This is a genomic window from Rhodanobacter sp. Root179, from assembly GCF_001428465.1.
GTDB lineage: Bacteria > Pseudomonadota > Gammaproteobacteria > Xanthomonadales > Rhodanobacteraceae > Rhodanobacter.
The window spans coordinates 1-10,600 of sequence record NZ_LMHR01000019.1; the positions used below are offsets into that span (position 1 = coordinate 1).

13 protein-coding genes and 1 pseudogene are annotated in these 10,600 nt (G+C 68.5%); 6 read left to right on the plus strand and 8 right to left on the minus strand.

Translation table 11 applies throughout. From position 1 onward, the window contains the following. Positions 1–352: 352 nt before the first annotated feature. Genes ASD82_RS00395 through ASD82_RS00405 form a run of 3 tightly spaced genes read left to right on the plus strand, consistent with a single transcriptional unit; the run spans position 353 to position 3,197 of the window. Positions 353–1,363: a PD40 domain-containing protein gene (locus ASD82_RS00395; protein ID WP_056713817.1), complete on the plus strand. Its 1,011-nt coding sequence runs from the start codon at positions 353–355 to the stop codon at positions 1,361–1,363. After that, positions 1,350–2,321, plus strand: coding sequence for a PD40 domain-containing protein (locus ASD82_RS00400; RefSeq protein ID WP_056713819.1), 972 nt, complete (start codon positions 1,350–1,352; stop codon positions 2,319–2,321). Before ASD82_RS00395 ends, ASD82_RS00400 begins: the two co-directional genes overlap by 14 nt. Before the next feature lie 60 nt (positions 2,322–2,381). Further along, on the plus strand, positions 2,382–3,197 hold the full coding sequence (locus tag ASD82_RS00405; RefSeq protein ID WP_056713823.1) for a hypothetical protein: 816 nt from the start codon (positions 2,382–2,384) through the stop codon (positions 3,195–3,197). 21 nt (positions 3,198–3,218) lie between these two features. Here the strand turns inward: ASD82_RS00405 and ASD82_RS00410 are convergent, their stop codons facing one another. The 7 genes from ASD82_RS00410 to ASD82_RS00435 form a co-directional block, all read right to left on the minus strand. Continuing rightward, positions 3,219–4,400, minus strand: coding sequence for an AI-2E family transporter (locus ASD82_RS00410; protein WP_056713825.1), 1,182 nt, complete (start codon positions 4,398–4,400; stop codon positions 3,219–3,221). Positions 4,401–4,402: 2 nt separating this feature from the next. Continuing rightward, positions 4,403–4,729, minus strand: a complete 327-nt coding sequence (locus tag ASD82_RS00415) for a hypothetical protein (protein WP_056713827.1) — start codon at positions 4,727–4,729, stop codon at positions 4,403–4,405. Beyond that, positions 4,726–5,226 (minus strand): hypothetical protein, encoded by a 501-nt coding sequence (locus ASD82_RS00420; protein ID WP_082542591.1) that lies wholly within the window; start codon positions 5,224–5,226, stop codon positions 4,726–4,728. Before ASD82_RS00420 ends, ASD82_RS00415 begins: the two co-directional genes overlap by 4 nt. Further along, entirely contained in the window at positions 5,223–5,585 is a 363-nt protein-coding gene (locus ASD82_RS00425; protein ID WP_056713833.1) for a DUF883 family protein, read from the minus strand. The genes ASD82_RS00420 and ASD82_RS00425 overlap by 4 nt, the downstream gene beginning before the upstream one ends. Positions 5,586–5,639: 54 nt before the next feature. Next, a complete protein-coding gene (locus ASD82_RS17260; protein ID WP_007809737.1) occupies positions 5,640–5,795 on the minus strand; it encodes a DUF1328 domain-containing protein in 156 nt (51 codons plus the stop codon). A gap of 137 nt (positions 5,796–5,932) precedes the next feature. Further along, positions 5,933–6,556 (minus strand): YbhB/YbcL family Raf kinase inhibitor-like protein, encoded by a 624-nt coding sequence (locus tag ASD82_RS00430; protein WP_056713835.1) that lies wholly within the window; start codon positions 6,554–6,556, stop codon positions 5,933–5,935. 72 nt (positions 6,557–6,628) lie between these two features. Further along, positions 6,629–7,717: a PQQ-dependent sugar dehydrogenase gene (locus tag ASD82_RS00435; RefSeq protein WP_056713838.1), complete on the minus strand. Its 1,089-nt coding sequence runs from the start codon at positions 7,715–7,717 to the stop codon at positions 6,629–6,631. Positions 7,718–7,816: 99 nt separating this feature from the next. Here ASD82_RS00435 and ASD82_RS00440 point away from each other — a divergent pair, with 99 nt between their 5' ends. The 3 genes from ASD82_RS00440 to ASD82_RS00450 all read left to right on the plus strand — a co-directional run bounded on the left by ASD82_RS00440 (position 7,817) and on the right by ASD82_RS00450 (position 10,340). Further along, positions 7,817–9,292: an AAA family ATPase gene (locus ASD82_RS00440; protein ID WP_056713841.1), complete on the plus strand. Its 1,476-nt coding sequence runs from the start codon at positions 7,817–7,819 to the stop codon at positions 9,290–9,292. 110 nt (positions 9,293–9,402) lie between these two features. Continuing rightward, the gene (locus tag ASD82_RS00445) at positions 9,403–9,615 is read left to right on the plus strand and encodes a DUF3820 family protein (protein WP_056713844.1); all 213 of its coding nucleotides are present in this window, start codon (positions 9,403–9,405) and stop codon (positions 9,613–9,615) included. A 113-nt stretch (positions 9,616–9,728) separates the two neighbouring features. Then, a complete protein-coding gene (locus ASD82_RS00450; RefSeq protein ID WP_056713846.1) occupies positions 9,729–10,340 on the plus strand; it encodes a 2OG-Fe(II) oxygenase in 612 nt (203 codons plus the stop codon). Here the strand turns inward: ASD82_RS00450 and ASD82_RS00455 are convergent. Next, a pseudogene (locus ASD82_RS00455) lies at positions 10,313–10,600 on the minus strand (alpha/beta hydrolase); the annotation flags it as partial. The gene ASD82_RS00450 and the pseudogene ASD82_RS00455 sit on opposite strands and share 28 nt — an antisense overlap.

Here is a 10,600-nt window from a genome sequence, read left to right on the forward strand (position 1 = left end):
AAGCGGGGTGGCCTTCTCTTTTGGTTACTTTTCTCTTGGCCACGCAAGAGAAAAGTGACTCGGCTGCCGAAGGCAGACGAAAGCTCTTGCTTTATGTGCGAGCCTCGCCACAGACGTACCAACTGGGTGCAATGCCTGCCTTCGCAGGCATGACGAGGCTGGGCGTGAGCAGGCTCTTGCAATGACTTGGCGCACGACGCGTAGAGCGCGTCGATTCCTCAGCCAAGCGGAGCCGATTGTCCCGCGCTGATGACCGCTGGTCACGACGGCTTTCCGCTCGTCACAAAGCGGCGGCGATGCGCTGGCGCCGCTGCGCAGACTCGGTTGCACATCATCGCGCCGAGGAACACGCATGGCCCACCGCTCGCTCACCCTGCTCGCCAGCAGCCTCGTCGCGCTGGGTATTTTCGGCACCACTGCGACCCACGCTGCCAGCATGACTTCCCCATCGCCTGAAATTTTCGCCCCCGGCGCGATCTCCGGCCCGTCCGGGGTCGACTGCCTGACCTTCGCGCCGGACGGCAATACCGTCTACTTCGACCAGCAGGCGCGCTGGAACGGCTTCATCATGGAAGCACATCGCGTGGGCAATGGCTGGTCGACGCCGCGGATCGCCTCGTTCTCCGGGCAATGGCAGGACCACGATCCGGCGATGGCGCCGGATGGTTCGTTCCTGGTGTACACCTCCAACCGCGCCGCGGTGGCCAGTGGGACCGCGCTGCATGGCGGCCAGCTGTGGCGGGTGGACCGCCACGGCAGCGGCTGGGGCGAGCCGCAGCGATTGCCCGACGCGGTGAACGTCGGCACCAGCGTGTACGCGCCCAGCGTGGCGGCCAACGGCGACGTGTACTACCAGCGGCGCGACGAGGCCACCCACGAATTCCATCTCTACCGCACGGCCTGGCGCGATGGCCGCTACCAGGCACCGCAGCGCCTCGCGCTGGGTGATCCGGCCGCACACGAACTCGATCCGGCGGTGGCGCCGGACCAGTCGTTCATCGTGTTCGACGCGAACTACGCAGGCAAGGACAAACCCGACCGGCTGTACATCGCCTTCCGCGACGGCGCGGGCTGGGGTGCGCCGATCGACCTGGGCGATGCGGTGAACCGCTACGAGCCCTGGGGTTCGCACCTCGGCCCGGATGCCCGCACGCTGTACTTCACCAGCAACTACACGGCAAAGGTGAGCTACCCGCGCACGGGCGCGCAGGCGCGGGATGACCTGGCGCGGATGCGCGCGTGGGACAACGGCAACGACCACATCTGGAAAATGTCGCTGGCACCGTGGCTCGACGCGCCGCGCTCGCGCGAAGCCGCAGCAAGCCCCCATCACTCGACCAGGAACGGCCATGACGCCACGTAACCTCGCCTTCGTCGCCAGCCTCGCACTCGCGTTCGCATCACCAGTCGCCTGCGCCGGCGCGCTGCTGGGGGCAGGCGTGATCTCCACCGGCCTGCAGGAAACCTCGGTCGCGCTGACGCCGGACGGAAACACGCTGTACTTCATGCGCTCGGATCTTGCCGAAGCCGACGACACCATCATGGTTTCGCATCGCGCGGGCGATCGCTGGTCGACACCGCAGGTCGCCGGGTTTTCCGGCGAGTGGCACGACTCCGAGCCGACGCTGTCGCCCGATGGCCGGCGCCTGTACTTCGTCTCCAACCGGCCGCTGCAGCCCGGCGGCACGCCAGTGATGGCGACGATGAACGGACGCAGTTTTCCCGGCACGAACCTGTGGTTCGTCGAACGACAGGCCGCTGGCGGATGGGCCGCGCCGGTGCACGTCGACGGCGCGCTCAACGACGGGGCGATGATCTACAACCCGTCGGTGGCGGCCAACGGCGACGTCTATTTCTCGGCGCATCGCGCGGATTCCGGCAAGGCCTACCAGATCTACGTGGCGCGCGATCACGGCCATGCCATACCGGAGCAGGTGCCGCTGGGCGATCCCGCGAACAACCGCATGGACCCCGCGGTGGACCCGGCCGGGCGCTTCCTGCTGTACGCGGGCAACGAAGGCGATGCGCTGGGCAGCGCCGACATCTACATCGTGTTCCGCCAGCCGGATGGTGGCTGGAGCAAGCCGGAGCACCTGGGCGGTGACGTCAACAGCCGCACGCTGGAAAACGCGCCGTCGCTGGGTCCGGCGTTCGGCGAACTGTTCGTGTCGAGCGCGCGCCGCGACGAGGTGCGTTTTCCGAAGCCCCGCGACGACGCGGACTCGCTGCAGCGGCGGCTGCAGTCGCCGCTGAACGGCTCGCGCAATCTCTGGCGCTTCGACATTTCCGGGGTGTTGCGCGCCCACGGCATCGCGCACTGACCAGCCATCGCGCCCGCGTCGATGGACGACCGTCGACAGCACCCACTCCTGGAGTCCGTCATGACCCGCCGCTTCCGCGCCGCCCGCCTTCTCGCCTTGTGCGTTTCGATGTCTTGCCTGGGCATCTCATGGGTCCATGCCGAACCCGCCACGAACTTCCTGCGCCCCGAACTCAAGGTGGGCGAACACTTGTCCGACGTGTTCGCCAAGACCGTCTCGACCCGGGGCGCGGGGTTCGAGGAAACGGTCGACCGCATCAGCGGCACCGCCGACTACGCGGTGACCGGCGTGACGGCGAAGGCCTTCGTCTTCGACGAAGACGATCGCTACGACGGCCATCCGGCCCACGGGCCGGTGCACGGCATCGAGATCCTTCGCGACGGCATCACCAACTGCCATGCGGGCAAGTGCCGCATCAACGACCAGACCAGCGGCGTGATCTTCAATCCCTTGCTGTGGGGCAAGGCGCCGGAGCAGCTCCGCGCCGGCGTGAGCTGGGACGTCGCCATCCCCAGGCCCTGGGAAATCGGCCCGGCCGGAACGGAACAGGTGCACGTGCTGCGTGCCGATCCGCGCGACGGGGTCATCACGCTGACCCGCACCGGCAGCGGCGAAGGCCCGTCGTCCGACGACCAGTCGCGCGAGAAAAGAGGCAAGCCGATGCAGATCACCACCACCGCCGGCAAGACGATCGAGGTGTCGGTGATCCCGGGCAAGGCCAGCTGGAGCGGCTATACGACGATCCGCCGGGGCATCATCGTCAGCGACGTGATCATGGTGCAGCGGCACGTGACGCTGGTATCCGCAAGCGGCGACAGGTTCGAAGGCGAGCAGCGCTCCTACACCTTGCTCAACCTGTCGCGGGATGACCTCTGACGGACACGACGCGGATCGCGCTCAGCGTTGCACGATGTGGGCGAACCACTCCCAGCCGCGCACGCGTTCGGTGATCAGCTTGGTGCAGGTCAGCATCGGCACGGCCAGCAGGGCGCCGGGGATGCCCCACAGCCAGCCCCAGACGAGCAGCCACAGCAGGATCGCGATGGGACTCAGCCGCATGCTGGCGCCCTGGATCAGCGGCGTGATCAGGTTGCCTTCCACCGCGGTGATGCCGGCGAAGGTCAGCACCGGCAGGAACACTTCGAGGCTGGCGTCGTTGGCGTACAGCATGCACACCACCGCCAGCAAGGTGGTGGTGACGATCGCGCCCACATAGGGAATGAAGTTGGCGAACATCGCCACCGCGCCCCACAGCAGCGGGTCGGGCACCTTGTACAGCCACAGCATGCCGGCGGTGATCGCGCCGAGGCTGGCGTTGATCAGCAATGCGGTGAGCAGGTAGCGCGAGATCTCGGTCTGGATGCCGCGCACGATCGTCACCGCGTGCCGCTTGTAGGCGAAGCTGGGGGTGATCTCCACCAGCCGACGCAGCATCGAATCGCCGTAGATCAGGAAGAAGAACACCAGCAGCAGCACGCTGAGCACGGCCGCCAGCACCTTCGGCGCGGTCGAGACCACGTCCCAGGCGCTGATCGAGATCGGCGCGGACTGCGGCACGGCCGCGCGGGTACTGGAACCGCTGACCAGGGTCTGGGTGGCGCGGTTGGCTGCCTCCAGCGGCTTGGTGAAGCTGCGCAGTTTCGGCACGAAACTCCGGATCGCGGTGGGCGCGCCGTGGAACCAGCCGATGGCCGGCTGGGCCAGCAGACCGACGCCGCTGCCGATGCCGGTGATCAGGCCGATCATCAACACCATCGCGGTAAGCCAGCGGGGAATGCGCACACGGGCGCCGAAAGCCACGATGGGATTCAGCGCCAGGCCGATGAAGGCGGCCAGCACCAGCGGGATCAGCAAGGCCTTGGTCAGCGTGATGGTGTACAGCAGGGCCAGCAGCAGCAAGGCGTTGAAGACCAGGCGGATCGCACGCAGGTGGCGGCGTATGCCCAGCACCGGGTTGCGTCGCCGCAGCGGGGTGTCCGGGCCGGGCGGCGGTTCGAGCTCTTCGGCGACCGCGACCTCGGCGACGACGCCAACGGCGGTGCCGGGCGCCAGCGTCGGCAGTGGTTCGGGTTCGCTCATGCTCATGCCTGTTCGCCGGGCTCGGCGATGTCCGCCGCGGCGTGCTTCGCCATGCTGACCTCGGCGAAGTCGGCCACCAGCCGGGTGCCCTGCGCCACCACTTCGGCAAGGCCGCCGCTCAACAGCGAGCCGAATCCCGGCACGCGCAGCGGATGCACGTCCAGCGTGCCCAACACCACGCCGGCACCGGCGGCCACGCCCACCGTGGTCAACGGGTTTTCGCGGCCGCGGGCGAGCAGCCGCGCGGCTGGCGCGGCGAGTTCATGCCGCGCCAGCCGCATGCGCAGCTGGGCGGCTTTCACTTTGGCCAGGCGGTCGAACAGGCTCATGGCGTTCCCCCATCACGCTGCCCGGAAGGTGCGGCCGGCTTGTCCGCGTCCTCGTGCAGCGTTTCGCGCATCATCGCACCCCATTCGCTGCGTGTGGCGGGCAGGCTCATCCAGTGCATGCAGCGGCGGAACAGGATGATCGCGCCGAGCAGGAACAGCAGTTGCAGCACGGCCAGCCCCAGCAACGCCCAGAACCACGAACCCCACCACGCGGCCAGCGCCACGCCGACCAGGCCAAGCAGGGTCAGGCCAAGCCCCACGCCCGCGACGGTGGCTGCCAGCGCGGCCAGCAGCATCCACGAAACGGCGCTGCGCGCCAGCCCCAGCTCGGCAGCCAGCAAGGCCAGCTGGGCGCCGAACAGATGCCGGATGGCGCGCCCGAACTGGCCCAGTTCGGCCAGCAGACCAGACGACAGCGGCGCCGGGTCCGGCGCCGCTGTCGCATGAGTCGATGCACCGTCGCCGTTCACGGGATCGGTCTGGTCCGGATGGCTCACCGCCGCAGGATGCGGCCGAGCAGCCAGCCGGCGCCCAGCGCGATGGCCACCGACTGCACCGGCTTCTCGCGCACGTAGTCACGCGCCTGCTCCAGCCAGGCATCGGCGCGATCCATCGTCTGGTCATACACCTCGCGGCTGCGCTCGCTGACCTCGGCGGCCTTGTCGCTGGCCTTGTGCGCCGCGCCGGCCGCCTTGTCGGTGGCGCGGTGCAGGCCTTCCTCGACGTGGTCGGCGGCACGCTCGACGCTGTCCTTGGTGCTGGCGACGGCGGCCGACGTGGCCTGCTTGATCCGCTCGGCGCGCTCGTCGATGCGATCGCCGGCCGGCTGGTCGTTGCTGCTGACTTGATTGTTCATTGCTTGGCTCCGGAAAGACTCAGTATGGCGCGCCCGCGTCGCGATCGGCAGGGGTCAACTGGCGCGGCGGAAGAACGCGATGATCGCCAGGATCAGGAAGATCACGAACAGGATCTTGGCGATGCCGGCAGCGGCGCCGGCGATGCCTCCGAAACCGAGCACGGCGGCGATGATGGCGATGACCAGGAAGACCAGGGCGTAGTGAAGCATGGGGGAATCCTCGTATGGGGGAAGACGTGCCCGCGGTGCAACCGCGTGCAGCCATTCACCCATAGCCCGTGCCTTGCCGGTGTGAAGAGAAAACGGGCGGGCATGCACGCGGCGCCGACGTTCAGCGCCGCGACAGTTCAGCCAGCCACGTCCGGGTTGAGCGTGCAGGTGCCGACCAGCTCGGCCTGCTCCAGCACGTGGCCCGCCATCGCCGCGCGCAGCTCGGCCAGCGAAAAGCCGGTGACCAGCGGCAACGCCGCCACGTCCAGCGCGTACACGGTGAAGTGGTAGTGGTGCAGCAACGCGTCGTTCCACGGCGGGCACGGGCCGTCGTAGCCGAGGTATTCGCCGCCCATGTCGGCATCGCCGCCGAACCAGCCGGTGAAATCGTTCACGCCCTGCACGCTGCCCGGCGGGCCGAACGGTTCGCGCTTGCCGCGCGGGGTGATCCCGTCGCTGCACGCACCGGCGGCAAGCTCGCCGCACTCGGCCGGGATGTTGGCCATCAGCCAGTGCACGAACTCCACTCGCGGCAGGTCCGCGGGCACGATACGACCGGGCTGGTTCACGTCGTCGCCGCGGCTGGGCACGTCCGGGTCGATGCAGGTGAGCACGAACGAACGGGTGGCCGACGGCGCGTTCTTCCAGGCCAGATGCGGGCTGTGGTTGTCGGACAGCGCGAACGGATCGGCGCGCTTGCCAAAGGTGAAGGTGGCCGGAATCGGCTGGTTGTTTTCGAAGTTGTCGCTGCGTAGTTGCATGGTGTGTGTCCACCTGGTTGGGTGTGGAGTGCGCTTCCTGCCGGCGCACGAATGACGAGCGTGATGCGAAACTCAGGGCTTGTACGTCACCCGATACACCGCGCCCGCTAGGTCGTCGCTGACCAGCACGCTGCCGTCGGCCAGCGGCTGCACGTCGGCCGGGCGGCCCCAGGCGCTTTCGTCCTGTTCGAAGCCGGTGATCAGCGGTGCGTACGACAGCACCTTGTCGCCCTTGAGGCGCACCGTCATCACCCGGTAGCCGGATTTCTGCGTGCGGTTCCACGAGCCGTGTTCGGCCACGATGATCGCGCCCTTGTAGCTGGCCGGGAACTGGTTGCCGTCGTAGAAGCGCATGCCGAGCGAGGCGACGTGCGCACCGAGTTTCAGCACGGGCGGCACGTAATCCTTGCAGCTCCTGCCCTTGCCGAAGTCCGGATCGAGCGTGTCGCCCTGGTGGCAGTACGGGTAGCCGAAGTGCTGGCCGGTCGCCGTGATCTGGTTCAGTTCGTCGCTGGGGGTGTCGTCGCCGAGCAGGTCGCGGCCGTTGTCGGTGAACCACAGGTGGCCGCTGCCGGGCTGCCAGTCGAAGCCGACCGTGTTGCGGATGCCGCGGGCCACGTCTTCCCAATCGCTGCCGTCGGGATTCATGCGGATCAGCTTGCCGTGATCCGGCGCCGGATCGCAGATGTTGCAGGGCGCGCCGATCGGCACGTACAGCTTGCCGTCGGGACCGAAGGCGAGGAACTTGCCGCCGTGATGGGTCTCGGTGGGCAGCTTGTCGGTGACCAGCTCGGGCTTCGGTGGCGCGTCCAGGTGCTGCTCGATGTCGCGCAGCACCACGATCCGGCTCACCGCCGACACGTACAGGTCGCCATCGTGGAAGGCCACGCCCATCGGCAGTTGCAGGCCACTGGCGATGACCCGCACCTGGTCGGCCACGCCGTCGCCATCGCGGTCGGTGAGCGCATAGACCTTGCCCGCGCCGGTGGAGCCGACGAACACGGTGCCGTTGGCGCCCACCGCCATTTCGCGGGCGTTCGGCACCTGGTCGGCATACAGCGCAACGTGGAAACCTTTCGGCAGGACCAGCCTGTCCAGCTTCGTCGCCGCCAGCGCGGGCAACGACGAGCCAAGCAGCAACAACGACAACAGCAGGCGCATGGCGGCGCTCCTTCGGTGGACGGAAGGCCAGCGTATATCGCCGCGCGTGAAGCCAGAAGCGTCGGCGCTCTGTAAACTCTTCCTCTTCGAGGGGGAAACATGAGCGAATTGCAGGATCTCACCACGCTGGTTCGCGCGGCCACGCCGCTGCTGGTGATCGAGACGGTAGACGAGCAGCGGGTGATCGAGTGCTTCCGCCACGTGATTGCCCAGGCACTGCATCCGCTGTGGCGCTGGACCCTCACCGACGGCCTGAACCGGCTCGACTTCGCCCAGCGCGAGGGCGACGTGGCGCCGGACGCCACCGCCACGCTGGACGCGATCCGCGCCCAGGGCGAGCGCGGCATCTACCTGATGTTCGACTTCCACAGCCTGCTGCGCTACGCGATGAGCCTGCGCCAGTTGCGCGAGATCGTGCAGCGCCAGCGTTCGGCCGCGCACACCATCGTGCTGGTCGGCGCCAAGGTGGAGCTGCCCGAGGAGCTGGAGGCGCTGGCCTTGCGGGTGCCGCTGTCGTTGCCCGACATCAAGGAGCTGGCCGGCATCCTGCGCGCCGAGGCGGTGGCCTGGCAGCGCGAACAGAACCGCAAGATCGAGGTGGACAACGACGCCGCGCGCACCATCGTGCGCAACCTGCTGGGGCTGTCCGCGCCGGATGCGCGGCGCATCGTGCGCAAGCTGATCTACGCCGACGGCGCACTGGGGGCGAGCGACCTGCCGGTGCTGATGCAGTCCAAGTTCGACCTGCTCAACCGCTCCGGCCTGCTGCATTACGAGTACGCCACCGCCAGCTTCGCCGACATCGCCGGGGTCAGCCGCGTGCGCGAGTGGGTGCAGCGCCGGCGCGCGGTGTTCCTCGCCGCCACGCCCGATCCCGCGCTCGACCCGCCCAAGGGCGTGCTGTTGCTCGGCGTGCAGGGTTGCGGCAAGAGCCTGGCGGCGAAGGCGATCGCCGGCGGCTTCGGCGTGCCGCTGGTGCGGCTGGATTTCGGCACGCTGTACAACAAGTATCAGGGCGAGACCGAAAAGAACCTGCGCGAGGCGCTGGCCAGCACCGAGCTGCTGTCACCGTGCGTGCTGTGGATCGACGAGATCGAGAAGGGCCTGGCCGGCGGCGGCGATGACGGCGGGGTGTCGCGCCGCGTGCTCGGTTACCTGCTGACCTGGATGGCCGAGCGCAAGGCCAAGGTGTTCGTCGTCGCCACCGCCAACGCGGTGCACGAGCTGCCCGCCGAGCTGCTGCGCAAGGGCCGCTTCGACGAGATCTTCTTCGTCGACCTGCCCGTCGCGGCGGTGCGCGAACAGATCTTCGCGATGCATCTGGCCCGCCGCAAGCTCGACCCGGCCAGCTTCGAGCTGCCCGCGCTGGCGGCGGCGAGCGAAGGCTTTTCCGGCGCGGAAATCGAACAGACCATCGTCAGCGCGCTGTACGACGCGGCCGGCAACGGCACGCCACCGGACCAGCCGACCCTGCTCCATGCCCTCAAGCAGACCCGCCCGCTGTCGGTCCTGATGCGCGAACAGGTGGACGCGCTGCGGGCCTGGGCGCAGGGGCGTTGCGTGGCGGCGGACTGACGCCCGGTTTCAGTCCAGCAGGTCGCGCATGGCGCTTTCGGGACCGGCCTTGCCGCATGCAGTCGTGTCGTTCCCGCCATGCCGTTCCTCCCCGCCACCGAGGCCATCACATGGACGCCGCCGATCTGCAGAAACTGGTGACCGTGCGCATGCCGTACGGCAAGTACCAGGGCCGGCTGATCGCGGACCTGCCCGGTGCCTACCTGGCCTGGTTTGCCCGCGAGGGCTTCCCGCCCGGTCAGCTGGGCCAGTTGCTGGCCCTGATGCTGGAGCTCGATCACAACGGCCTGGGCCGCCTGCTCGATCCGTTGCGCACGCGCTGACGAATCATCGTATGCTGCGCCGCTGCCGGTCATGGCAGCCTGCCCCCCAGCGCCGCCCGACCAGGCATGCACCGGAACGGCCACTTCGCTGCTTCGCGCACTCCGGGCGTTCGATGTCTTCCCCCTTCTGTTTCGATGCCGCCGCCAGCGCGCTGGCGGCCGATGGCTGGTGCACGCTGCCCGGCCTGCTGGATGACGCGCAGACGCGTGCGCTGGGGCTCGAATGCGCCGCGCTGCACGATGCCCGGCAACTGCTGCCCGCCCGCACCGGCATCGGCCGCACGACATCGTCGCTGCGTGGCGACAGCATCCACTGGTTTGCCACGGATGCCCTGACCGGGCCGCAGCGGGTTTTCACCGACCGCATGGACGCGTTGCGCCAGAGGCTGGGGCGCGAACTGATGCTGAGCCTGGTCGATTGCGAATCGCACTACGCGATGTACCGGCCCGGCGCCGGCTACGCGCGGCACCTGGATCGCCTGCGCGGCAGCGACACCCGGGTCCTCTCGGCGGTGTTCTATCTCAACCAGGACTGGCTGGACACGGATGGTGGCGCGCTGCGCCTGTATCTGGACGACGGCAGCCATCGCGACATCCTCCCCCGCGCGGGCGAGTTGCTGCTGTTCCTGTCCGGCAGGTTCGAGCACGAGGTGTTGCCGGCCACGCGCGACCGCATGAGCATCGCCAGCTGGATGCGTCAGCGCGCCGTGGGCGCGGATGCCTGAGCCGGCGCCAGGCCTTCGGCCGGCGCTCCGGCGTCGGCAATCGCGTTGAAGCGGCCGGCAATGTAGTCGTCCGAAAAGCTGGTCATGCCCCAGTCGCGGATGAAGCCGCAGTGGCCGCCGTACTCGGCGATGTCCAGTTCGATGTTCGGCGGCAGTTCGAGCTTTTCGAAACTGCCCACCGGGATCACCGGGTCATCGCGCGAGGTCAGGATGGTGGCGGGAATCTGCATCGCCTGCATCGCGTCGCCGGCCACCGAATA

Bases quoted from the DNA above. Each gene is read 5' to 3' on its own strand.
- ASD82_RS00395 (WP_056713817.1), top strand. From the start codon at position 353: ATGGCCCACCGCTCGCTCACCCTGCTCGCCAGCAGCCTCGTCGCGCTG.
- ASD82_RS00400 (WP_056713819.1), top strand. From the start codon at position 1,350: ATGACGCCACGTAACCTCGCCTTCGTCGCCAGCCTCGCACTCGCGTTC.
- ASD82_RS00405 (WP_056713823.1), top strand. From the start codon at position 2,382: ATGACCCGCCGCTTCCGCGCCGCCCGCCTTCTCGCCTTGTGCGTTTCG.
- ASD82_RS00410 (WP_056713825.1), bottom strand. From the start codon at position 4,400: ATGAGCGAACCCGAACCACTGCCGACGCTGGCGCCCGGCACCGCCGTT.
- ASD82_RS00415 (WP_056713827.1), bottom strand. From the start codon at position 4,729: ATGAGCCTGTTCGACCGCCTGGCCAAAGTGAAAGCCGCCCAGCTGCGC.
- ASD82_RS00425 (WP_056713833.1), bottom strand. From the start codon at position 5,585: ATGAACAATCAAGTCAGCAGCAACGACCAGCCGGCCGGCGATCGCATC.
- ASD82_RS17260 (WP_007809737.1), bottom strand. From the start codon at position 5,795: ATGCTTCACTACGCCCTGGTCTTCCTGGTCATCGCCATCATCGCCGCC.
- ASD82_RS00430 (WP_056713835.1), bottom strand. From the start codon at position 6,556: ATGCAACTACGCAGCGACAACTTCGAAAACAACCAGCCGATTCCGGCC.
- ASD82_RS00435 (WP_056713838.1), bottom strand. From the start codon at position 7,717: ATGCGCCTGCTGTTGTCGTTGTTGCTGCTTGGCTCGTCGTTGCCCGCG.
- ASD82_RS00440 (WP_056713841.1), top strand. From the start codon at position 7,817: ATGAGCGAATTGCAGGATCTCACCACGCTGGTTCGCGCGGCCACGCCG.
- ASD82_RS00445 (WP_056713844.1), top strand. From the start codon at position 9,403: ATGGACGCCGCCGATCTGCAGAAACTGGTGACCGTGCGCATGCCGTAC.
- ASD82_RS00450 (WP_056713846.1), top strand. From the start codon at position 9,729: ATGTCTTCCCCCTTCTGTTTCGATGCCGCCGCCAGCGCGCTGGCGGCC.